This is a genomic window from Chryseotalea sp. (assembly GCF_057350905.1).
On sequence record NZ_JBMRCF010000001.1, the window covers coordinates 790928 to 816731 of the forward strand.

The following is a 25804-nucleotide window of genomic DNA, read 5'->3' on the forward strand; positions in this document are numbered from 1 at the left end:
CAAACGCAAGCAAATAAGACAATGTCAAAAAATATAAATCAAGTACTCCCTGCTATATCAACCCTTGAACGTAAGCGCTATCCTGTAAAAGTGCTGCAATTCGGGAGCGGCAACTTTCTGCGTGCATTTATTGATTGGATGGTGCAGGAAGCTAATGATAAAATTGATTTTAATGCCGGAGTCAGCATTGTTCAATCTGTTTCAAGAGATAAAAAGCTGGAAGAGCAACAGGGTTTGTATACGGTGTTGGTAAAAGGATTGCACAAAGGCAAATACCTGCAACAGCATTATCGCATTGATTGTGTGCAACGAATTGTGCAACCACAGGACAACTTCAGTGCATTTTTACAGGAGGCTATCAACACTGATCTTCAATTCATTGTATCCAATACAACGGAGTCGGGTATTGTTTTCAGTGACAAAGACAAGGATGTTGATACTTTAGCCACCACCTTTCCAGGTAAGCTTACACAACTCTTATACCATCGCTTTAAGTCTAAACTGACTGGCCGTATTGTGGTATTGCCTTGTGAATTAATTGAAAAAAACGGGGAGGTGCTAAAACGATGTGTTGAAACTTATGCGAAACATTGGGGCTTACCAACCATGTTTTTTGAATGGATAAATGCTGAGATAATTTTTTGTAATACACTGGTGGATCGCATCGTACCCGGTGCGCCTAAAACTGAACACGAAGCAATCTGGAAAGAATTAAATTATAAGGATGAGTTAATGGTAACAGCCGAATGGTTCCATTTACTGGTGATCGAAGCACCGGATTGGGTAAAGGAAGCATTACCCTGGGATAAGGCTGGTATTAACGTCATCTTCACTAAAGACCTTGAACTGTACAGAAATAGGAAGGTAAAGATTTTAAATGGTGCCCATTCTGCCATGGCTTGCGTTGGTTTTCTGGCTGGCATTCCAACTGTGCGTGAGGCCATGGAACACAAAGAGGTGAGTGAATACATTCGTAAACTCGTGTATAAGGAAATAATACCTGTATTGGCGGGAGACAGGAGCGATCTTGAGGCTTACGCTGAAGAAGTATTCGCTCGCTTTATGAATCCGGCCATAGAACATGCTTTGTTGAGTATTACATTGAATAGTTTTGGTAAATTCAAAGTGCGCTTATTGCCTACGTTGCTGGCATACACTTCCGGTAATGGTTATGTACCTCCCAGGCTAGCCTATGCCTTTGCTGCTTTATTCTTTTTCTATAGAGGACTTAAGTCAGGCAAAGAGATACCGCTTAATGATGATCCGAAGATCATTGAAGTGGTGAAAGAAGTGTGGAAAAACGCCTCCTATAACCCTGAAGGTATTAAGGATTTGTGCACAACACTACTTGCGCACACGGAGTGGTGGGGGAGTGACTTATCGCTTGTTCCCAACCTGGCAGCGCAAACAGGAAAATATCTTTATGCCATTGACCAACATGGAATAGTGGAGAGTTTGCGTGAGTTAAACAGACAGGAGGTATAATCCTTTATACTGCATTCTAAGTGCGTTTAAATTTGGTGAGTAAAGGCTGTTTTCTTCGTTTTTGGATCATCAGATTTCAATTATTTTTAACACTAATAATCTGTAAATCAGTAATTTATATTCACACAGAGGGGTGTGTAACGATTTCTTTTGTCATATTTAGGCAATCGATTGCACAAAATTCCTGTATATTTAGGCAGCGATGAAAAAGCAACATAAAACCGAAGGTTTTTATGCAACACAAGACAATGGATATAAGTGATGTGTGCAATTGCTTTCGCTTAACTATTTAGACACATGACAGTGACTAGTAAACAATTTTTAGGTGATGATTTTTTACTTCATTCTCCGGTAGCGGAAGCGTTGTATCATCAAACGGCCTCATCACTTCCTATTCTCGATTATCACAATCACTTATCGCCAAAGGATATTGCAGAGAACCGACAGTTCAGTACCATTACAGAAGTTTGGTTAGAGGGTGACCATTATAAATGGCGTGCCATGCGTACCAATGCTGTTCCTGAAAAATTTTGTACAGGTAATGAGCCACCCGATGAGAAGTTTTTGCAGTGGGCAAAGACAGTTCCGTTTACTTTACGCAACCCTCTTTACCACTGGACACACTTGGAGTTGAAAAACTACTTTGGTATAAAAGAATTGCTCAGCGAAAAAACGGCAGCTTCTGTTTATGAGCAATGCAATGCTTTACTGAAGCAAGAAGATTACCGTGTGCAGGGTTTGTTGAAAAGAATGAAAGTTGAGGTAGTCTGTACAACCGATGATCCTGCAGATTCATTGGAATTCCATGCCGCCTTTTCAAAACAAGAGGTGGGTTTCCGTATGTATCCGACTTTTCGTCCCGACAAATCATATGCTTTTCACGATGTAGTTGCTTATAATAATTACCTGACTGTATTAGGGAAGGCAGCGAATCAGCAAATTGAAACGCTACAGGATTTACTCGATGTACTGGAGAAAAAAATACTTTTCTTCGAAGCACATGGCTGCCGTGTTTCCGATCATGGTTTGGAAATGATGCCATCCATTGGCTTGACAGAAGCAAGTGCCAATAGCTTATTCAAGCAAATAAGAAATGGTAAACAGATTGTGGAAGTTGAGGCAAATGCTTTGCGCGGATTCATTTTGTTACATTTGAGTAAACTGTATCACCGTCAACAATGGGTGCAGCAATTTCATCTGGGCGCCTTGCGCAACAATAGTTCTCGCATGATGAGACAATTGGGTGCTGACACAGGTTTCGATTCCATTGGCGATTTTCCGCAGGCCAAAGCAATGGCTGCTTTCTTTAATGAATTAGATAGCAATAACCAATTAGCCAAAACCATTATTTATAATTTGAATCCTGCAGACAATGAGTTGTTCGCAACCATGATAGGCAATTTCAATGATGGATCTAGTGCTGGTAAAATACAATGGGGTAGTGGCTGGTGGTTTTTAGATCAGAAAGATGGTATGGAAAAGCAACTCAATGCCTTGTCGAATATGGGATTGCTTGCCCACTTCGTTGGTATGGTTACCGATTCACGCAGTTTCCTTTCTTTTCCACGTCACGAGTACTTTAGACGCATTGTATGTAACCTCATTGGCAATGATGTAGTGCGGGGAGAGTTACCACAAGATATGAATTTGCTTCACGGTCTTGTAAAAGGCATAGGATATACAAATGCAAAACGTTACTTTAACTTCTGATGAGTAAGAAAATTATAACTTTTGGAGAAGTTTTACTTCGCCTTTCAGGGCAGCATCACGAACGTCTTCAGCAAGCATCTGTGTTTGATGTTGTTTATGGTGGTTCAGAAGCCAATGTAAGCGTTGCATTATCGCAGTGGTTTAATGCGACTTCACATGTAACAGTTTTACCCGACAATGACTTAGGTTATGCGGCCATACATGCACTTCGGAAATTTGGTGTGGGTGTGGAAAATATACAGCTACAATCGGGGCGCATTGGTATTTATTTGTTAGAGAACGGTGCTTCGGTGCGCGCATCCAAGGTGATCTATGACCGTTACGATTCTGCTTTTGCAAGGCTTGATGCGAGCAATATCAATTGGGATGAAATTTTAAAAGGAGCGGATTGGTTTCATTGGTCTGGTATAACGCCTGCCATTTCAGCCAGTGCAGCAAAGGCTTGCCTGGCGGCAGTTAAGGCTGCCAGAAAACTTAACATAAAAATTTCAGGCGATATCAATTACCGCAGAGTACTCTGGCAATATGGTAAAAGTCCGCAGGAAATTATGCCTGAGTTAATCAGCTATTGCGATGTAGTGATTGGCGGCAAAACCGATTTTGAAAATTGTTTAGGCATTGTTCCTCATGGAGATGAAGATCCGTTTGTATCCGTTTGTAAACAGGTTACAAAACAATTTCCTGCTGCCAAGATGTTTGCCAATACGGTTCGAGACACCATCGATGCTTCTGAAAACAGTTTGTTTGGAATACTGTATGCGAATCATACGTTGTATACTTCACAAGTCTATAACCTCCACGACATCGTGGATCGTATTGGTTCAGGGGATGCATTTATGGCAGGACTTATTCATAAACTTTTATATAGCAGCTCCCTGCAGGAGACCATAGAGTTTGCAACTGCCGCTGCTGCCTTCAAACATACCATTCCGGGTGATGCGCTGATTGCAACACAGGAAGAGATTAATCAATTAGTACAAGGAATAAACGTGGGTAAACTACTTCGCTAAAGATGACAAGTCAATTAATAGAAACAACTGTACAGGCTATTGAACAATCTGCTATTGTTCCTGTATTTTATCATGACGATGCAGATACGTGCTTATCTGTTTTAAAAGCTTGTCATCAGGCTGGTGTAAAGGTATTTGAGTTTACCAATCGGGGTGCAGCAGCACAAAAGAATTTCGAAGTATTACAAAACTATGCTGCACAAAATCCTGATTTACTATTAGGCATTGGTACCATACTGAGCACAGAAGAATCCAAGACTTTCTTATCTTCAGGTGCCAGGTTTGTAGTTTCTCCGGCCATGATTCCAAGTATGTGTACCATTCAGGCCAATGCTTATACACCCTGGATTCCAGGTTGTGGCACCGTTACAGAAGTAGTAAAAGCTAAAGAGTTGGGTGCGCGTTTGATCAAAGTTTTCCCAGGGAATGTATTGGGACCAGCTTTTGTATCTGCGGTGCGTGCAATTCTACCAGAAGTAAAACTCATGCCTACGGGTGGTGTTGAACCCAATATAAATAACCTTACTGCCTGGTTTGATGCCGGTGTGGTAGCGGTGGGTATGGGGTCTCAATTATTCACAAAAGAGTTAATAAACAAAAAGGACTGGTCAGGCATGGAAAAGCGTGTAAAGGATACCTTGTCTATGATCAATCAGATTAAGAATTAAGAATTTCAAGTTTCAAGTTTCAAATTTCAAATTTCAAATTTCAAATTAACTACGCACAAATTCAAAACGTAATAATATTCTTCTAAACCCTGTAGCATGACACAAGGAATCAATCCCAAGACTATTGAGAATTATCGTTGGCGCATTTGTGCCTTGTTGTTTTTTGCAACCACCATCAATTACATAGACAGGCAGGTGATTGGTTTATTAAAGCCAGTGCTGGAGCAAGACTTAGGTTGGTCTGAAACAGATTATAGCAGAATTGTTATGGCCTTTTCTGCAGCTTATGCCATAGGCCTCCTTGGCTTTGGAAGAATTATTGATAAGATCGGCACTAAGTTGGGATATGCCATTTCCATCGTGGTGTGGAGTATTGCAGCGATGGCACATGCCATGGCAAAAACTACTTTTGGCTTTGGTGTAGTAAGAGCAGTGCTGGGGTTAGGTGAATCAGGAAATTTTCCTGCTGCGATAAAAGCAGTGGCTGAATGGTTCCCTAAAAAAGAAAGGGCATTAGCAACAGGTATTTTTAATAGTGGTGCCAATATAGGTGCCGTTACAGCACCAATTGTGGTACCCTGGATATTGGGTGCTTATGGTTGGGAAGAAGCTTTCATTCTAACAGGAGCAATCGGTTTTGTTTGGCTAATCTTTTGGTGGATTTATTATGAAATTCCAGCCCGACAAAAGCGATTGGGAAAAGTGGAATATGATTATATACATAGCGATGTAGAAGAGCAACAAGATAACAGTAAGAAGATTCCATGGATGAAATTGTTGTCCTTTAAACAAACATGGGCTTTCATTGTAGGCAAGTTGTTAACTGACCCTATCTGGTGGTTTTTTCTTTTCTGGTTGCCCTCATATTTCACTGCGGCCTTCCAGATAGATTTTAAAAAACCAAGTCTTCATCTGGCAATTGTTTATACCGCTACCACTATTGGTAGTATTGGTGGTGGGTATTTATCAAGCTGGTTAATTCGCAGAGGCTGGCCTGTATTTAAGGCAAGACGTGTGTCGATGTTGATTTTTGCTTTATGCGTCATTCCTATAGTGTTTGCACAATACACCACGAATGTATGGGTAGCCGTTGGTTTGATCAGTTTAGCAGCAGCTGCGCACCAGGCATGGAGTGCTAATATATTTACTACCGTGAGCGATATTTTTCCCAAGCATGCTGTGAGTAGTGTGGTGGGTATAGGCGGGATGGCAGGTTCTGTTGGTGGACTTCTATTTCCAATAGTGGTAGGTTATTTACTGGATCATTACAAGTTATTGGGTAACCTCACCGCAGGGTATAACATATTATTTTTATTATGTGGTTTTGCCTATGTATTAGCCTTAGTGCTAATGCATTTACTAACTCCAAAGAGCATTGCCATTAAAGTAGATTAATTTCAGGTAGAGGCGTTATGAGCAAAGTGTTAAAAGTACATCCGGAAGATAATCTGATTGTAGCACTGGACAATATTCCGGCAGGGGAGCGCATTGTCTGGATGAATGAAGAGATTATTGTCCAACAGACTGTACAAGCCAAGCATAAATTTGCAGCAAACAATTTTGAGGTGGGTGATCCGCTTTATATGTATGGTGTGCTGATTGGGAAAGCGTATCAACCTATTAAGAAAGGAGAAGTCATTACCACTTTTAACGTAAAGCATGCTGCATCTGAAGTGATTGTACGCCCCACTGACTTCACATGGAAAGCCCCAAACGTTTCTTCTTTTGCAAACAGAACCTTTGATGGTTACCACAGAAGTGATGGGAAAGTAGGTGTAGCCAATTATTGGCTTGTAATACCTCTTGTGTTTTGTGAGAATAGAAATATAGAAGCAGTAAAGGAGGCATTGGAATCTGAATTAGGTTATGGTAAAAAATCTACGGCATGGGATGTACATAAGCTGATTAAGCAATATCAATCGGGTGCTGATGTACAAAGCATTATAGAAACCGATATTCAGGTGGTTGAAAAACAACAGCCACATAACAAGCTTTTCCCGAATGTGGATGGTGTGAAATTCCTGACACACAACGGTGGGTGTGGGGGTACTAGACAGGATAGTGAAGCCCTGTGTAATTTATTAGCGGGCTATGTACACAATGCTAATGTGGCAGGAGCAACCATTTTAAGTTTAGGTTGCCAGAATGCACAAGTGAAAATTTTTGAAGAAGCTATTAAAAAAGTTAACCCGAATTTTGATAAACCGCTTTATATACTTGGGCAGCAGGAAAGTAAATCGGAAAAGCATTTTGTGGAAGATGCCATCAAGCGAACATTTGCGGGATTGATGCAAGCGAATATCTGTCATCGAAAACCCGCTCCCTTAAGTAAGCTATTGGTTGGATTAGAATGTGGCGGATCAGATGGTTTCTCAGGTATATCTGCCAATCCCTTGCTGGGTTACTTTTCAGATATGCTGACTGCTCTGGGTGGTTCACCTGTATTGGCAGAATTTCCAGAGTTGAATGGTGTGGAACAAAACATTGTTGACCGCTGTACAAGCATAGAACTAGCCGAACGCTTTGTTTCCCTGATGAATGTGTATCACAAGCGAGCCAAAGAAGTGGGCTCTGGTTTTGATATGAATCCGTCTCCAGGTAATATTAAAGATGGTTTAATCACAGATGCGATGAAATCTGCAGGAGCCGCGAAAAAGGGCGGGACATCGCCTGTTACGGATATTCTTGATTATACAGAACAGATAAGCAAACCCGGACTCAATTTATTGTGCACCCCTGGCAATGATGTTGAGTCGACAACGGCCCTTGCCGGATCAGGCTGTACTTTGATGTTGTTTACCACTGGTCTAGGCACACCCACCGGCAATCCGATTACACCTGTGATAAAAGTATCCAGCAATAATCAGCTGGCAGAACGCATGCACGACATAATAGATGTAAATGCTGGAACCATCATTACCGGAGAAGATACCATTGAAAGCAAGGCACATGCCTTAATGGAATACGTGATTGAAGTAGCGAGTGGAAGACAGCAGACACATGCCACACGTCTTGGTCAGGATGATTTTATTCCGTGGAAACGTGGGGTTTCACTTTAAATTTAATGAGTTTGATATCTAAGCAATTCAATCTTTATTTGTTAGGTCAACCTGTCAATTCCAGATAAGGCCATTAGGATGATACTAAATCATTATTGAATCGAAAACTTATACACACTGGTCTGTTTATAGATTTCACCCGGTTTTAATATAGCATTGGGGAATAATGGTTGATTTGGTGAATCAGGAAAGCGTTGCGGCTCCAAGCAGAAACCTGCATGTTTCTTGTACATGATGTCGTTGGTTCCTTTTAACGTACCATCTAAAAAATTACCGGAATAAAATTGTAAACCAGGCTCAGTAGTGAACAGTTCCAGTTTTCTCCCACTTTTACCTTCAACCACGGTAGCGGCCAAAGCAAGTTTACCTTCTTGCTTATTTAATACAAAGTTATGATCGTATCCACCGCTTACCTGAGCTATGTCTCTTCCCATGCTTTTAAATTGATTAAAATCGAAAGCTGTATTTGCTATGGGGGCTAAAATACCTGTTGGAATTAACATGCTGTCAACGGGTGTTATCTGATCAGCATGAATCATCAATTCATGATCTAAGATTGTTTCACTTTCGCCATAAGCTAAATTGAAATAGGCATGATTCGTAAGACTCACGGGTGTGGCTTTATCAGTGGTAGCCGCATAGTCAATCTGCAAAGCATTGTCTGACTTCAAAGTCATCATCACTTCGGCACTCAGGTTTCCAGGGAAACCCTCTTCACCATCCGGACTCAGGTAGGTGAACTTTAAACTACTATCCGATAGCACATGTACATTCCAGATTTTTTTATGCAAACCTTCTGCACCACCATGCAAGGTATTGCCATTGTTATTAACCGTAAGTTGATAAACAGTGTCGTTTAAGGTAAATGTCGCTTTTCCAATTCTGTTGGCAAAACGTCCTATCGTTGGGCCGATGTATGGATTAGTCTCTTGGAGATAGCCTGCAAGCGAATCAAAACCTAACACTACATTTCCTGAAACACCCTGCTTATCAGGTACAAGAATTTTGGTAATCGTTGTTCCATAGTTCAGCACAGTTACCTGCATACCTGATTTATTCTGAAGTGTGTACGCTACAATTTCTTTAGCGTTAATCATGCCGAAGGATTTCGTTTTGATGGATGCGTCAGTTTCCTGTCTTGACTGACAGCTCCATAAACTGGCAAAGCCAACTAAAACGATCAGTTTTTTTATTTGAGGAATAGTCATAGTCTTTATGAATGAGTTAAAAAACAGATTTTATAGAAATAGAGAAAGTTCTTCCCCATAATGTTCGCATAATTCAAGATGAAGTTCATGTGCAGCATTTATACCTTCTTCACCAATGGCCATTAAACATACAGTTCCACCATTGCCACCACCTGTAATGCGTCCACCTGCAATTCCTTTTTTAGTCAGCGCAAGTTTTACAATAGTATCTGTCCTTACAGTCCCCAGGCCACACATGGAATAACTCTCGTGTGTCCCCAGCATAATTTTACCCATACGTTGAATAATTGCGCATTTTTCTGAAGTATTGGTAATATTATCCAAAACAGTGATGCATTCCATAAATTGTTGAACACGATAATTTTCATAAACTGGATGGAGGGTGCAAGCCTTTACTTGATAGGTCTTATCCGGATCTACATCGGTAACACTATCGGTGGTTTCTCCATATTGTTCCAGAAAAGTAATTCCTTTTATACTTTCAGGCAGTAGGTGCTCGAAACGTTGTTTAAACTCATCAAGTGTAATGTTACATAAATAGCCATTATATGGAAGTGTTCCTAGCTTTTTTGAACGGATAACATCCTGATTATTTAATCCCAGCGCATGTGCAATGATGGCATAACCCATAAAGGCGGCACACCTTACATCGCTATAGGAAGCGCCTGCTACACTGTGCCTAATGCCACTATCAATGCCTACGAAATGAATATCTTTTGGTATCTCAATACTATCTTTTACCAGATCTGGCTGGCAAATAATAGGAAGCAGCATGCCTGGTTTTCCAAAATATGAAGCGAGTTGATCCATTAAGCCACAAGGTGCACCTACAATAAGGTTCTCTACTCGTTGCGCCAATACAGGAAGTTCTGTAGATGAGAAAACAATGTTGAAAGCAGCTGCTATCGCCTGCATGCTTGCCACTTCAGCCGATGCAGAAGAGGCCACACCTTTTCCATTAGGTACTTGTGAAATCAGTTTCATATCGGCACCTCTGAAGTCTATTCCTTTTTCTTTTTGCAATACCAAGGCACAACCCAATATATAAGCTGCCCAGGAATTTTGCTGAAGGGACTTAAATTTCTTCTGTGCATAATCGTAGTGCACTTCATCATTATTCAGATAATCCCGGTAATCGCCATTAAAGACCAAGCCTTCTCCTGTACTTAGCTGACTTTCTATAAAACACTGATAATCATCACGTAATACAAGCTCAACGAAAGTTCGTTGCGCAATCGCTTTCTGTAAAACAAGGGAGCCTGAGTAATCTGCGATGCCACCCATTACATCTAATCTTCCTGGTGCTGATGCTTTAATTAATGGTTCTTTCATCGCTTATAGCAATTGATATTTTTTCAATAAGTCAATAAAAATCGTTTTCACTTCTTGTTCAATACGTGCATTACCATAACCTACCCAGTTAATCTCACTGTACAAGTCGAGCGGTGCATTTAAAGCCTGTCCATGGCCATCTGTAATGATGATACCTGCCTCCGTACCAATCAGATGAGCGCAGACATCGTAAGGGTGACAAACATGACCACCTTCTTTACCTTCACGTTTCATTCGCTGAAATAATAATCCGCGAACATCTGCAACGAAACGATCATGTCCCATTAGCAATTCGTACAACTGACCACCACTGGAAATGTACTGATCTTCAAAGACCAGGGCTTTACCGGAAGGATTGGCTGGAGCCAGGTGTTGAATCAAGTCATCTTCTATGCCCGCGAGTATGGCACGCCCAGGAGGAAAGAAGCGTGCAAGTTGTGCAAAGCCGCCCAATATACTGTTGGCATTGGTTGGGCTGATCGATTTATCTTGTGTCTCACCCGTTAATACATTATCAGTATAGACATAACTTCCTTTTCCTTTAATGGCCCAGAGCACATCTGCTTTGTATTGTTTGCTTATGGGTAATTCTACCATCACGGCTACCTCAATATCGGCAAGACTTGTATGCACACCTTTATTTGGTGCAGCACCAGCCAGATAGAAAGCGGATCGTTTATCATACATCAAACCACGTGTGCCATCAATAGGATCAATGATCAGGCACAACGCAGCCTTTTCACGCGAGTAGTCAGCTGGCAGAATCAAGCCTTGTTCATCTTCACCAATACCTTCTGCTAATAGTATAATACCACCAAGTGCTCTGCTTTGCTTTTCAATAACTCTTACAAGAATATCTTCTACATCGCGATCGATAACATAGATAGTGTCTTCTTTCTTTTCTTCATGCACTGCAGATAAGGCCTGGTGAGACGAGACAGCCAATGCCTGAATAACATGCTGCCTTACGGCTTTGCCAGCCTCAATAAGCATTTCTTTAATCAATGCGTGATTCATCGCTCATAGGGATAGTTGTGCGTGTCTAATTTTCTTAATTCAGCAGCTTTGTCTTCCGGCATAGTATCCGCCATAAAATTTCCACCACCAATTTCCGGCCCTGCCAGATACTTAATTAAGCCTGGTTGCCGGTAAGGTGGTTGCAGCCACAAATGCATTCTGAAATCCGAATAATCTCCACCATCTACAGGTGCTTGCATTACAGACATTACATACGGAAAGTCCATGTTGAAATTCATGTCCATTCTGCGAACAGTCTCATGAAAAACAGCAGCCAGGCCTTTGATCTCTTCTTTGCTTAGACTTATTAAACTTGAGTGCGCTTTCTTTGGAAAAATCATAGTTTCGTAAGCATACCTGGCAAAGAAAGGAATGAAAGCGATCGCAAAATCATTTTCAGCAATTATCCGAACGCCATGCATCCTTTCGGTAGTAATGATGTCTTCAAAAATATTGCGTTGATTTTTCTTCTCGTATTCTCTAGCAACACGTAATTGTTGCTCAATAAACTTAAAAGTGAAATCGGTAGCGTAAACCTGACAATGGGGGTGAGGATTACTTACACCTACGGCTTCTCCCTTATTCTCAAAAAAATGAACGTATTTAATCGCTGGATTTTTTTCAAAAGCCGTCATTTCCTGTTGAAAGGACTCAAATACCTTCACTACATTATCCAGTTTCATTCTTGACAGTGTCATGTCATGACGCGGATCATAACATACCACTTTAGCCAAACCCAGGGCACTGGCACGTTTGTAAAGCCCGGTATGATCAGACTCCTGAATGATTGGGGCCTCCATTCCAACTACAGGCAAGTCATTCTCAAAAATAAAGATGTCCTGGTATTGTGGATTTTGCTTTCCGTTTACACGACTATTTCCAGGACACAGATAGCATCCGGGATCATGCTCATGCGATTTTTTTGTAGTTAATGGCGGAGCGCCCTGCCACGGGCGGCTATTGCGATGAGCTGAATAGACAACCCATTCTTCTCTTAAAGGGTGCCAGCGTTTTTCCCACTTGCCTTCTGTAGTACTCACTTTTTAAAAATTCAATCTAGCTGTTTCTATTTTTTATGGAATCATGGATATTATCCATTAGCGACTATAAAACAATACGCTTTCCTGTTTTGGCTGCTTCGTAAATAGCCAATAATAATTTTACATCACGTTTACCCATTTCACCAGGCACTCGCGTTGGTTTATTTTGTTTTACACATAACGCAAAATCATCCATTTGCAGGGCTTGTTGGTTTGTTAGTTTAAAATCCAGTGTGCCCAGAGAACTTTTACCCTGAATGCCATTGTAGCTGAAAGCAGGCATCAGCCCAAACGAACCCTTCTCAGTTTTGGCATTAATGAAATTCATCCCGTCTTCATAACTTGTATTTCCTTCTGCGATTATTCCATCGGGCATTTCGAATGTCCAGCGTATTGATTGCTCGACTTCTTTAAAACGTTTAAGGTCCGTTTTTACACCTTCCTTGGCAGTTACAGCGAGGGGCGCTTTTCCGCTGAGGTAGCAGAAGGCCTGCACACAATAAATACCAAGATCCATTAATGGGCCGCCACCCGCTAAGGTCTTGTCAAGACGCCATACATTGGGTGCAATGCTAAAACCAAAACCAGCTGACATGCTTTTCAGCTTGCCTATTGAATTCTCTTCAACAAGCTTTATCAAAGCAAGATGATAAGGATCGAAATGTAAGCGATAACCTATTGAAAATTGCACCCTGGCCTTAGTACAAGCCTGGATCATACGATCACAATCTTCTACCGTAGTGGCCATGGGTTTTTCACAAATAACATGCTTGCCAGCTTGTGCAGCACGAATTACAAATTCAGCGTGCATCGAATTTGGTAACACTACATATATGATGTCAATATCTTTGTTATTGGCAATGCTATCAAAGTTTTTGTAGTTGTAAATGTTTTTGTCCTCAATGCCGTAACGTTCTTGCCAGGGTTTAATTTTTGAAGGTGTGCCCGTAACAATCCCGGCCAGGTAACAATGTTCTGTCTGTAGCAGGGCAGAGGCCAACTGACCTTCAGCGTAGGATCCCAGCCCCACCAGAGCAACACCGAGTTTACCGTTTTTACGATTATTCACATTTTTTCTTTGATGCATAGCAGATAAAGGAAATGAACTCAACAAGGGAATAGCTGCTGCCGCACCAAGTTGTTGCAAAAATTCTCTTCTGTTTTTTGTTACTCCTTTCGCTTTCATTGTTCAGTCATATCAAACTACTCAGTTGTAAAAGGTGATGCAGGCAATCCTTCTTTATTGCATAGGTTAGCACCTTCAGGATTATCGGCCCACGCATAGCGCACGAAGGCAGGATTAGGTAAGGCATCACTCCACACCACTATTTTATCACCTTCTATTTTTGCTTTAGCCCAAACAAACTTTTTGTCAGTGCCTGCAATGGCAAAGTATTTCAATTCTTTTCCATCCTTCGTTGTTAAGCCTTTTCCGATTGATGAAAATGTAAGAATGATTTGATTGCCTTTTATCGAAGATGATTGATATAAGGGGCCTGAGGCAACAATCTTTTTATCTCCATAGGCAGAGCGTTGTGCCTGTAATGCTAAACGCTTGCCTACATCTTCTTTGTTTAGGGGGTGTATATCATTCCATTCGCCAATGTCGATGATAACGGCCATGCCAGTAGCTGGTACGTTAAGCGTTTTCAACTGACTTTGACGGAGCGCTGCCCAACCACTTTCGGTCGGTTCTGTTTTAACCTGCATAAAATTGGCAAGCTGAACAAATAGAAAAGGAAAATCACCTTGTTTCCAGTTCGCACGCCAGTTGCTAATCATAACAGGAAATGAAGAGGCATATTCAGTAGGGTTACCTGTATTAGATTCTCCCTGATACCAGATCACACCTTTGATGGGAAAGGATAAAAGTGGCGCTATCATGGCATTGTATAAGCCAACCGGTTTCCAGCGAATAAAAGTCGGACCTTGCAGGGAGGGCATTACGGCACCTACCTTAATTTTCCAAGGCCCTTCCAATGACAGGGTATCGCTTGTGGAAGCTATAAAGTAGGGCTTATCTTCTACAAAACCACCACGTCCTGCACTATTAATAACTCTTACGGTTATTGTATTTTCTCCCGATTTTAAAATACCTGCAGGAACTTCATATCTTCTTGGCGGATATTGATAGCTGGTTGTACCTACAAATACATTATTAACAAATACAGAATCAGCGTCTACAATGCGACCTAACCATAAACTAAGTTTTGTGCTCAGCAAGGCTGATGGAATATTAATCTTCTTTCGGTACCAAACCACCCCATTTACATTTCCAATTGGAGTGCTGGCCCAATACGCAGGCACATTAATGGATTGCCAGTCAGTGTCATCTAAATCAGTTTTATGCCATGCTTTCAATCCCTTATCTGTTGCGTTGGCTGTGGCATACCAGTCTTGCGCACGTTTGTTATCGCTAGCTTCGATAGCGCGAATAACAGAATCACTCTTAAAGCGTTGTGCTTCCTTATAATGGTGTGGGAATTTCTTTAAGGCCTCTTCACTCATCCAGGCTTCAACTGGTGAGCCACCCAGGGCTGAATTAACTAAGCCAATAGGTACTTTGTATCTCGCATATAGATCTTTGGCAAAAAAGTAGCCAACGGCAGAAAAATTAAGAACGTTTTTTGGGTTCGCCACTTCCCACATACCACCGGAGACATCTTGCTCCTCTTGTTTAAAATTATAGCGGTCAGGCACCAGGAAGTGTCGTATAAATTGGTTTTCGGACTGGGCAATCTCAGTGCGGTATTTTTCTTTAACGCGCTCCATGGGTAATTCCATGTTAGATTGACCAGAGCAAATCCAAACATCACCAAACACTACATTTTTTACTGTAATGGATGTAGTACCACTAAAGTGTAAATCATAAGGGCCACCAGCTTTTTGTTTGGGCAGTTGAATAGACCATTTACCGGAAGCATCTGTTGTGCTTGCATACTTTTTATTTTGAAAAGCCAGTTGAATTTTTTCTCCAGGGCTGGCCCATCCCCAAAGTGATAATTCCATATCACGTTGCAATACCAAACCATCACTGATAAGACGTGGCAATTTTATTTGAGCATGTGTTACCACAATGCTTGAAACAAATAATAAAATGATTAACAAGGTATTCCTCACCATCTTCATGAATGTAGCTTAAAATTTAATTACTTCGAAATAAGCCTTTTTGGGTTTGAGTGCTTTATCAAACAACAATGGATAATCCTTTCTGTCTCTGACAGGAAAATCATCAAGCCAGCTACGTCTGTCTGAAATATTCCAGAATGTAACGCTGCTGATGGATGCTTTATGTTTCCTGAAAAGCTCAAAGCATCTTTTATACATTTCAATTTGTTCTTGCTCTTTAGTGGAAGTAAAGGTAGTATCGTAATCTTCTGCTTTCCGATCTCTGGCCTGATGTTCTTTAGGGTATACTGAAATATCAAGCTCAGTGATTTGTAGCTGTAAACCAGTTTTTGCAAAATCAGTGAGCGTAGAATCGAGCTGCGTAAAAGAAGGCTCATTAACGGCCCAATGTCCTTGCAAGCCAACACCGTGAATAGGTACACCGGCCGCTTTTAAATCTGTTACAAGGCGAATTATTTTTTCGCGTTTAATTGGATTGATCTCATTGTAGTCGTTGTAGAATAATAAAGCATCTGGATCAGCTTCATGCGCATATTCGAATGCCTTGGCAATAAATTCTTCGCCAATGATTGTAGTCCATGGAGAAACACGCAGGTACTCATCACCTTTGTCGGAGATGGCTTCGTTCACTACATCCCATGCATAAATCTTTCCTTTATACCTTGATACAACTGCAGTGATATGATCCTTTAAACGTTGTAGTAGTACTTCTTTACTTACTGTGTTTCCTGCTTCATCTTTAAACATCCAATCGGGTGTTTGATTATGCCAACATAATGTGTGACCGCGTAACCTCATATTGTTTCGTTCGGCAAAAGCTACAATAGAATCACTCTGTGACCAATAGTATTCATTTTCTTTTGGGTGAACAGGCCCCATCTTCATCGCGTTTTCAGCAGTCATGCTATTAAAATGCTGACGAATAAGTTGTGCTTCGTCTGTTTTTAAAGCCCAAGGCGAAACAGCCACACCGATAGTGAAGTAATCTGAATAAAAATCTTTTAGTCCTTTCGTTGTATCATCTTTTACCTCCTGTTTTGGCTGACAAGCCAAAACAAAAGCAGCTAAAATGATAAGGGCGGTTCTTATGATTATTTTTTCCATTGATACTTATTACGGGTTACGGGTTACGGGTTTCCACTTTTATTCTTTTTTTTGCCACAGATTACACAAATGTTCACAAAGATGGTTGCTCTTCCTGTGTATATCAGTGATATCTGTGGCGAGTCTATTGTTTATACCTAAGGTTTGATCGCTTCTATACTTCCATCCGAATTATGTTTCAGTTCCGTTACCTTTACATTACGCAAATGTGTTTTTCCAGAAAGCTGCACATCATGATAGAATAAATACCATTTGTTGTTTATTGCTACAATAGAGTGGTGATTGGTCCACCCTTGAACGGGATGCAACACAACACCCTTGTAGGTAAATGGTCCATAGGGTGAATCACCGATAGCATAGTTAATAAAGTGTGTGTCACCGGTAGAGTAGCTAAAATAATATTTACCATTATACTTATGCATCCAGGCAGCTTCAAAAAAGCGTTTGTCATTTTGTGCTTCGGTAAACAGATTACCATTTTCATCAACCAGTTTAATTTCTTTCACCTCTTCCGCAAATTGCTTCATATCGGGTGATAGTTTAGCCACTCTGGGAAGAACAGCCAGTTCTTCTGCTTTGCGTAGCGCTCCAGCGCTATCGTATTGATTGTTATTCCAGCGTTGTAGCTGACCGCCCCAAATGCCACCAAAATACATATAGAAAGTGCCATCGTCATCTTTAAACACAGATGGATCAATACTATAACTCTTGGCTATGGGCTCGGGTTCAGCAATAAAAGGTCCTTCTGGTTTTGTGCTGGTGGCTACACCAATACGAAAAATGTCTTGCTTATCTTTTACAGGAAAATAAAGAAAATAAGTTTCGTTCGCATACGCGGCATCTGGTGCCCATAATTGTCTGCCTGCCCAAGGAATATCCTTAATATCAATCGCTATACCATGATCAGTCACTTCGCCACCAATTGAATCCATTGAAAGGATGTGGTAGTCCCGCATATCAAAATGGTCACCGTTATCATTCTCAGGCGTACCGGCTTCAATATCGTGCGAAGGGTAGATGTAAATGCGATTATTAAATATATGGGCAGATGGATCGGCCGTGTATATATGACTTACCAATGGTTGTGACAATAAGGAGTCAGTTGAAGTAGTGTTTTCTGTGCCTTCTTTTTTGGCACATCCTGAAAATAATAAGGTTGAGGCCAAACCGATTGTTAAAAGTGATTGATTAATTCTGTTCATGTTTTTTTTTATTGTTTGTTGTTAAACATAGTTTCAGGTGGTCCCAGGTAACTTGGTTTTACACCACCAAAATCAAGTACAAGTTTTTGTAAAACAGGACCCGCATGGATCATCCAAAACTTAATGGTGTGTTTACCCGGTTTTGCCAATTGGTGAGATGAAGTTTTCATGATAATATTATTAGCTGCCCATCTATTCCAATACCGTGGATCTGAGTCCTCTTTATTCAGACTGAAAATCTGGGCTTGTTCATCGTCAATAGAAATGGCGTATTGCAAACCCTCTTTGCGGTGATGAAAGTTAAGGGTAGGCGAGAAGAACAACTGTAATGTTGCCGTGTCTGCACTGTAAGAATAGAATTCATAAGCCAGATGTGGTGAACTTGATGATAAGGTTTGTTCTGGAGCCGTAACCGGGAAAGCAGTGATGGCGGAGCCGGTCTTCCCATGATTCGGCAATATTTGCCAGGTTATTCCTGAGGTGTTGGAAGCATAGGTATAATGATCGGCCTCGATGGACACGTATTGGTCTCTTTCAATGAATATATTCTTTGCATCAGAGGCCGGCACAAGCTTAGATGCATCCAACGATGAACGAGTTTCTTTGTTTGTTTGCAGGCTACCGGTTGTTACATACTTAACTTCAGGCATCTTGTTAAAGGGAGGTTGTTGCCAGTAGGTATAACCAATGTGTGTCTGACTCATCATGTGGTTCCATTTGCCATTGTTGCGTGTGTGATATTCAATGGTAATCAAAGAATCTTTTTTGTAATTCTCTTTAGCCTTATCTGCATATCCATTCGCCTTGGCATCGTTATTGGCTGCCGCCTGATGATTGAGTGCAACATGGTAATACAATTCGTAGAGATTAGCACAAGCAATAATGGGGTGAAGTATCAATTGATAATATGCTTCTTGCTTTGAAGCGTCCAGTTTGTTTGCAAGCGCTTCGGCTTTTGTTTTTAATTGCTGATACTCTTTTACTACTGTTTCAAATTCATTGTAATGTTGTAAACTGTAAGTTTTTTCATTGAGTAATTCTGGTTTAACGCGTCCGTTGTACTTTGAATACAATGACAGGAGTGGCGCTATCTCCTTAGCATAGGTATTCCCAAATTGCTGAGCACACCATTGTTCAGTATATGTTAGTAGATCATCTGCCTTGACCGCAGTTGGATTCCAAGCATAGTCTAAAAAGAAAGAAATGGGGAATTCCATCGGTTTGATATCGCCTACATTAACAATCCAGAGCTCAGTAGCTTTGTGTTCATATGCCAGGTGCATTTGTTCCCACACACGTTCGATAGGATTGGTATTGATCCACTTATAGTTACGTGGACCGCCTACGTAGTCAAAGTGATAATAAATACCATAACCACCAGCTCTTGGTTTTTCTCCCACTTGCGGTAGTTTCCGAATGTTACCCCAGTTGTCATCACATAACAATAAAGTTACATCATCCGGTACACGCATACCCTTGTCATAATAGTCCTGTACTTCTTTATACAAGGCCCACACTTGTGGTGTTTCAGTGGCTTTACGTTTGGTTACTTCTTCGATGATGGCTCGCTGATCTTCAACAATCTTTTGGAGTAAAGCAATGTTACTGTCTTCCGACATCGGTTCGTCACCATCACCACGCATGGCCAGTGTTACCACACTTTCATAATTTCCCATGCGTGTGATGCCTTCGCGCCAGAATTCACGTAAGGCAGCTTCATTGCTAGCATAATTCCATTTGCCTTTATTGTAGCGTTGCCACTCTACATGGGCACGCATCATGGGCTCATGATGGGAGGTACTGATGACAACACCATATTCATCTGCCAGCTTAGGATTAAGCGGATCTTCAGTATAGAAACTTTGCCCCCACATGGCAGGCCACAAAAAATTGCTTTTCAGGCGAAGGATGAGTTCAAATACTTTGGTGTAGAACTTACTGTTAAAGCCTCCATAATTTTCTTTTACCCATCCACCCAAAGCAGGTTGTTCATCATTAATAAAAATGCCTCTGTATTTCACTGCAGGTTCGCCAGAATATTGTCTTACTGCAGCGATGCTCACATTCTTGTTTTTTGTTGGTGTTACATCAGCCCACCAGTTCCAGGGTGATACACCGATTTGTTTAGAGATTTCATAAACACCAAAAATGGTTCCACGCTTATCACTTCCTGCAATGACTAGAGCTCTGTCAATACCCTTAAACGGTTTTTCAATAACCTGAATAACATACCTTTCCCATTTACCGGTTACATCAGAAACGTCTAATTTATTTGAAGTGATGAGTTGATCGATAAAACTATTCTTACCAATAGTGCCAGCAAGAATAACAGTTTTTGATTTTGGTAATTTATCGAACACAAGTGCTGGCTGTTTATCGGTTACCGCTTTAATATCTTGTTGTAGATTTTTGAGCGCATACAGAACACCAAGATGGTCAGTGTTAGAGGTGAGAATCGGTACAGCTTCACCAGCAACTAATAATGCAAAGTTATTTCCTGCATTATGGCTGCTAACCTTGCTATTAGGAATCTGCGCTTTGCATGGTGATTGCAGCAAGCTGATAGAAATAATAATGGCAAGGCTGGAAACGAATATTCTCATGGTGTATAGGAAAAAGAAGAGGGCATTAGCGCCCTCCTCTAACTAAAACTAAACAAACTATCTAATAATTAGGATTCTGTGGATACTTACCATCTGCTGAGTTTGGATCAACACTTGCATCAATTTGCGATTGTGGAATAGGTCTTAAGATATGATGCGGTAGTGGATTAGGCACCTGAGCTCCCGGTCTTGCTGGTAGGCTATTGTACAATGCCAATCTTTCAATCAGTTTTCCAGTGCGAACTAAATCGAACCATCTCATTTGCTCTCCGCACAATTCACGTGCACGTTCGTCAAGAATGTAGTCAATACCTCGTGCGGTTAAATCAGCCAAGGTTGTTGCTGTCAATGCAGCTTTCGCAGGAGCTGTGTCACCAGCGCGACTTCTTACCACATTGATCAGGTTGGCCATATCCGCTAAGGGCTGTCCAGATTGAAGACCAGCTTCTGCAGCAATCAAATACGTTTCAGCAAAGCGATAGACAATGAAAGGTCGTACCGAAGCAATATTCACGTCATTGCCAGAGCGTGGCTGAGTTGAATTGAATTTTCTAAGACTTGGATAATATTTATTCTGACCATTATAATAGCCGGCATAATCAGCATAACCAGCGCCACTTGCTCCAAAGTAGGTACCAGGATTTGTAGCGGAGTTTGGTAAGAACACAACGTAACGTCTGCTGTCTTTTGTAGGTTCAACAGCTGCAGCCAAATGATTAGGTACAACCCACATAGCCGTGTCACCCAAGGCAAGACCTTTTGGATTTAAAGTTGTAGTGGAGTTAACATACCAAACGGTTTGAAATGACTTATTATATCGTGTATCATTGATCTTATCTGCGAAAGCATCATTCAACAGCCAAGCCGTAGGTTTGTAGCGAACGAAAGAACGCCCATTGGCAATATCCCTCACCATTCCTGGTACGTTCTGATTATAAAAGCAACGGAACAAAAACAAACTAACGTTCTGATAAGCAGGGCCACCAAAAGCTGTGTTATTGTTGAAAGTAGTATTATCAATCCAGTTTACCTGAAATAATGTTTCTGCATTGTTCTCGTTCCCTTCCTGATGTACACTTGCGTAGTTAGGCAATAGAGACACACCATAAGCAGCACTGTTGTTGATTAAATCCATAGCGGTGGTATATGCATTTTGGAAATCTCCGGCTACAGCTACTGAAGTATAAGCACGGGTCAGGTAAACCTTCGACAATAAATGAAGAGCACTGGCACGCCAAACTCTTCCGGGTGTTGTAGTAGGTTTAGCTGATGGCAGATCATCATTGTTAGCACCATCCGTGATATCAACAAGATCTTGAATAATCGCTGCATAAGTATCAGCTAATGTTGCTCTTGTTGCAAAGCTGGTTGTGTTTGAATTGAAACGAAGTGGGCCAGATCCCAGATCCAATGAAGCACCACCATAGGTTTGAACCAGAATAAAATACCATTGTGCTCTTATAAATTTAGCTTCTGCAATCAGTGCGTTACGCTGCGCTAAAGTCAAGTCTGTTGCAGCAGAACCCAGATCTACAATACCATTACAGGTATTGATGGCAGGGTAGGCGCGTGCCCATGCCGGACCACTGGCATTGGAAGGATTTAATTGCGGTCCGTAAACACTCAAGATAGGATTGGTCTGTTGCTGACCATGGGTAAACTCATCGGTTCCATAAACAGTTGTGTTCATACCACCTTCATTAGCATAAAAGTAGCGGAAGGAAGCATAGGCAGCTGTAATACCTGCATTTAAACCCTGACCTGTCTTAAAGAAATCAGGAACCAATGCAGATCGCGGTTGTTCATCCAACACATCGTTACAACCGATGGTTAATACCGCAAGCAACGTGCAGGCGATAGTAATATATTTTTTAACAGTTGATTTCATGAGTATTAGTATTTAATGTTAATGCCAACAATAAATGATTTGGTGGGAGGGGTATTAGGCTGCACCGTTAATCGATTTGTTCCGTTAGGACCAAAGCCTTCCGTTACAGAACCACCTGCACCAGATGTTTCAGGATCTAAACCACCCTCTTTAACATAGTCGGAGAAAAAGGCTTTGAATGGATTTTGTGCCTGAACATACAAGTGGCATGTGCTGATACCTGTTTTACCTAACCAGCTCGCTGGTAAATTGTATCCAAGTGACATTGTTCTGATTTTTAAGTAAGAGGCATCAAAATAACCCAATGTAGAACCGAAATCAGGAACCTGACCAAGACCTGGACTTGGATAAGCATTAGTAGGATTGGTGGGTGTCCAGTAGTCTACCTTAGGTCCATTTCTTCTTCCCTCTAATGAATTGATAGGGTTGGAAATATTTGATTGATAGAATGTGCTTACCAACATACCACCTACTCTCCAGAAGAGCACCACTGAAAGATCGAAGCCTTTGTACGTGAAACGATTGGTTAAACCACCAGACCACTTGGCTTGCGCGCTTCCCAGGATGACACGATCCTTTGCATCGATAATACCATCAGGACCATCAATTTCACCGTCACCATTATTATCTGTATTCTGATCCTTGATTTTTATTTCGCCTGTATTAAAGCCTGCAGGGGCACCGGTCTCACCAGTTTGCCAAACACCAATTTTCTCATAATCAAAAATGGCATCTATAGGGTGGCCAACATGCCAGCCATTAGTAATGTCTTGCTTCACACCATTGGCCAATTCAACAACTTGATTTCTGTTAAGGAAAATATTTAAATCTGTGTACCAGTTAAAACCTCCTGTTTCACTGCTCTCAACGTTTACGCTGTTCAGCATAAGCTCAAAACCTTTATTCTCTGTCTTACCAACATTTTTAACAACAGAGGCTACACCCGATGTGTTGGGTAAACTAACACGCTGCAAAATGTCTTCGGTATTTTGTTTATAAAGTTCAACGGTACCTGTTAATCTGTTTTGGAATAATCCAAAATCAAGCGCAACATTGGTCGTGGTTGTAAACTCCCAACGTAAATCAGGATTGGGTAAGGCATTTACATAAAAACCATACAGACCACTATTACCATAGTTATAAGGTTCTGAAGTCAGAGAGCCTAATGAAGCATAAGGATTAACCGCCTGATTTGAAGTGCGGCCAGTTCCGAAACGTAGTTTAAGTGAAGAAACAACATCCTGGCTATTCATGAAAGATTCATTACTAATTATCCAGCCAAGTGCAAGAGCGGGGTAGTAGAACCACTTATTACCTTCTGCAAGTCTTGAAGATCCGTCTGCACGTGCTGTGGCGGTAACTAAATAGCGGTCAGAGAAAGTGTAGTTTACTCTACCCATATAAGAGAGTAGTCCGGATTTTGCGTAATAAGAAACACCGGCAGGTACAGAAGTAACATTACCTAGACCAAGATTGTAGTAAAAAGTATAATCAGCAGGTAAGGTGTTGGCGTTAGCGCCACTTCTGTAATCTTCAGTTTCCTGAACACTGAAAAGACCTGTTAATCCCAACTTATGTTTTTCAGCGAAAGTCTTTTCATATAAGAGAAGATTCTCTATAGTGTAGCTCCAGCTATTTGTATTTTCTACATCCGCTGTATTAGTACCTCCATTTGCAAAAGGGGTATTAGAACCAACATACTGACCATAATTATCCTGGAAAAGATCCAGACCTAAATTGATTCTGTACTTAAAGCCTTCAGCTAATTTCACTTCCGAATAAAGACTATTGAAAGTTCTTAATCTTCTTCTTTGCTGTTTCCAAGTGTTGTCTCTGTAGATCAATAAGGGATTACGTGTTTCAGGGTTTGCGCTTCCAAGGGCTGGTTGTTCTAATATAGTACCATCAGGGTTGCGGGCACTATAGAGTGGACTAAGTGTCAAAATCGAGAACATGGGGCTTACACCCTCACCATCATTAATATTAAATGAGTTCATAGTATTTAATCCGATCTTAATGCGCTCACCAATCTTCTGATCGATTACACCAGATAAGGAATAACGAGAGAATGCCTGACCTGGTAGTACGGTAGTTTGCTTAAAGTAGCCGGCAGAGATTGCAAATTGCGTTTCATCCGTTCCACCACTTGTTCCAATAGAGTGATTAGTGATATATCCGCTTTTGTAAAGCTCGTCTTGCCAGTCAGTTTGTCTTCCGGCAGCAAGATTTGCTACTTCATCCGCTGTAGGCACATAAGCTGCACCAGCAGCAACAGCGGCATCTCTGAAAGCGTCAAATTCTACACCATTGTATACATCGTACTTACCGATAACATTTGATACACCATAATATCCATCATAGAATAGTTGCGCTTTACCACTTTTACCACGTCTTGTAGTGATCAGGATTACACCATTAGAACCTCTGGAACCATAAATGGCTGTAGCAGAAGCATCTTTTAAAACATCAAGCGAAACAATGTCACTTGGATTAACGTCATTAATTGTACCACTAAAAGGAATACCATCTAATACAATGAGGGGATCATTGGTAGCAGAAAGTGATCGGCTACCACGAATGCGAATTTGGGCTCCGGCACCTGGTCTTGATGAAGTTGAGTTAATTTCTACACCGGCAGCTCTACCTTGAAGCGCTTGCGAAATATTGGCAACTGGAACTTCTCTTAATGATTCGCTATTGACACTGACAATTGATCCAGTGATATCACTCTTTTTTTGCGTTCCGTAACCAACTACAATAACCTCGCTTAGCTCACTGGCGCTAAAGGGCATTGAAACATCAATAAGAGTGCGTCCATTCACCGTTTGTTCTTGTGTAACATGACCAATGAATGAGTAGACAAGTACAATCTGATTACCAGAAACTTGGATGGAATATTTTCCATCAGAATCGGTTGTTGTACCAGAAGTTGTCCCTTTAATGACAATGTTTACCCCGGGCATACCAACACCGCTCTCATCTGTTACAGTACCCTTTACAAGGCTTTGAGCCTGTATGGAAACCGACAGTAAAACGAGTGTTAAAGTGGCCAACAGATACCGGATCGTTCCGGTAAGCGCTGCTGGGGGCGTGAGCAATCGCAGTAGTACTTTCTTCATAACGTGGTTTTTGAGTTGTTCAATGTTTATGTTTAGTCAGGCACCCCAGCGTTTGGGCCGATAGGGTAGTACTAATGTCTGAGAATAATTCTAATCATGCAACCGATTGCATTATTTTTTTTCTAGAAATCGGTTTTTTGCCATAGAATAGACATAATTTAATGCAACCGATTTACATAAAATATGGATATTTGTGCCTTTCACAGTATCTTGAAGCACTGAAATACTCA

General features: G+C 41.1%; 17 protein-coding genes. 6 read left to right on the top strand and 11 right to left on the bottom strand.

Annotated elements, in window-relative coordinates:
• Positions 1–21: 21 nt before the first annotated feature.
• The 6 genes from ACO1XM_RS03540 (at position 22) to ACO1XM_RS03565 (ending at position 7932) form a co-directional block, all read left to right on the top strand.
• The gene (locus ACO1XM_RS03540) at positions 22–1485 is read left to right on the top strand and encodes a tagaturonate reductase (RefSeq protein ID WP_486225880.1); all 1464 of its coding nucleotides are present in this window, start codon (positions 22–24) and stop codon (positions 1483–1485) included.
• A 297-nt stretch (positions 1486–1782) separates the two neighbouring features.
• A complete protein-coding gene (gene uxaC / locus ACO1XM_RS03545; RefSeq protein WP_486225882.1) occupies positions 1783–3195 on the top strand; it encodes a glucuronate isomerase in 1413 nt (470 codons plus the stop codon).
• Positions 3195–4205, top strand: coding sequence for a PfkB family carbohydrate kinase (locus ACO1XM_RS03550; protein ID WP_486225884.1), 1011 nt, complete (start codon positions 3195–3197; stop codon positions 4203–4205). Before uxaC ends, ACO1XM_RS03550 begins: the two co-directional genes overlap by 1 nt.
• Positions 4206–4207: 2 nt before the next feature.
• Positions 4208–4873, top strand: a complete 666-nt coding sequence (gene eda, locus ACO1XM_RS03555) for a bifunctional 4-hydroxy-2-oxoglutarate aldolase/2-dehydro-3-deoxy-phosphogluconate aldolase (RefSeq protein WP_486225886.1) — start codon at positions 4208–4210, stop codon at positions 4871–4873.
• Between the two features lie 96 nt (positions 4874–4969).
• Positions 4970–6268: an MFS transporter gene (locus ACO1XM_RS03560; RefSeq protein WP_486225888.1), complete on the top strand. Its 1299-nt coding sequence runs from the start codon at positions 4970–4972 to the stop codon at positions 6266–6268.
• A gap of 17 nt (positions 6269–6285) precedes the next feature.
• Complete coding sequence (locus ACO1XM_RS03565) at positions 6286–7932, top strand: UxaA family hydrolase (protein WP_486225890.1); 1647 nt, start codon at positions 6286–6288, stop codon at positions 7930–7932.
• 92 nt (positions 7933–8024) lie between these two features.
• Here the strand turns inward: ACO1XM_RS03565 and ACO1XM_RS03570 are convergent, their stop codons facing one another.
• The 11 genes from ACO1XM_RS03570 to ACO1XM_RS03620 all read right to left on the bottom strand — a co-directional run bounded on the left by ACO1XM_RS03570 (position 8025) and on the right by ACO1XM_RS03620 (position 25574).
• Positions 8025–9140, bottom strand: coding sequence for an aldose epimerase family protein (locus tag ACO1XM_RS03570; RefSeq protein ID WP_486225892.1), 1116 nt, complete (start codon positions 9138–9140; stop codon positions 8025–8027).
• A gap of 30 nt (positions 9141–9170) precedes the next feature.
• The gene (locus ACO1XM_RS03575) at positions 9171–10472 is read right to left on the bottom strand and encodes a GHMP family kinase ATP-binding protein (RefSeq protein WP_486225894.1); all 1302 of its coding nucleotides are present in this window, start codon (positions 10470–10472) and stop codon (positions 9171–9173) included.
• A 3-nt stretch (positions 10473–10475) separates the two neighbouring features.
• On the bottom strand, positions 10476–11489 hold the full coding sequence (locus tag ACO1XM_RS03580; protein WP_486225896.1) for an inositol monophosphatase family protein: 1014 nt from the start codon (positions 11487–11489) through the stop codon (positions 10476–10478).
• Positions 11486–12529, bottom strand: a complete 1044-nt coding sequence (gene galT / locus ACO1XM_RS03585; RefSeq protein ID WP_486225898.1) for a galactose-1-phosphate uridylyltransferase — start codon at positions 12527–12529, stop codon at positions 11486–11488. The genes ACO1XM_RS03580 and galT overlap by 4 nt, the downstream gene beginning before the upstream one ends.
• Positions 12530–12593: 64 nt before the next feature.
• Positions 12594–13715, bottom strand: a complete 1122-nt coding sequence (locus ACO1XM_RS03590) for a Gfo/Idh/MocA family protein (RefSeq protein WP_486225900.1) — start codon at positions 13713–13715, stop codon at positions 12594–12596.
• A gap of 17 nt (positions 13716–13732) precedes the next feature.
• Complete coding sequence (locus tag ACO1XM_RS03595) at positions 13733–15658, bottom strand: sialate O-acetylesterase (protein WP_486225902.1); 1926 nt, start codon at positions 15656–15658, stop codon at positions 13733–13735.
• Between the two features lie 9 nt (positions 15659–15667).
• Entirely contained in the window at positions 15668–16762 is a 1095-nt protein-coding gene (locus tag ACO1XM_RS03600) for an endo-1,4-beta-xylanase (RefSeq protein ID WP_486225904.1), read from the bottom strand.
• A gap of 137 nt (positions 16763–16899) precedes the next feature.
• On the bottom strand, positions 16900–17964 hold the full coding sequence (locus ACO1XM_RS03605; protein WP_486225906.1) for a glycoside hydrolase family 43 protein: 1065 nt from the start codon (positions 17962–17964) through the stop codon (positions 16900–16902).
• A gap of 8 nt (positions 17965–17972) precedes the next feature.
• Positions 17973–20567, bottom strand: coding sequence for a glycosyl hydrolase 115 family protein (locus ACO1XM_RS03610; protein ID WP_486225908.1), 2595 nt, complete (start codon positions 20565–20567; stop codon positions 17973–17975).
• A gap of 61 nt (positions 20568–20628) precedes the next feature.
• Positions 20629–22455 (bottom strand): RagB/SusD family nutrient uptake outer membrane protein, encoded by a 1827-nt coding sequence (locus ACO1XM_RS03615; RefSeq protein WP_486225910.1) that lies wholly within the window; start codon positions 22453–22455, stop codon positions 20629–20631.
• Positions 22456–22460: 5 nt separating this feature from the next.
• Positions 22461–25574 (bottom strand): SusC/RagA family TonB-linked outer membrane protein, encoded by a 3114-nt coding sequence (locus ACO1XM_RS03620; RefSeq protein ID WP_486225912.1) that lies wholly within the window; start codon positions 25572–25574, stop codon positions 22461–22463.
• Positions 25575–25804 lie beyond the last annotated feature (230 nt).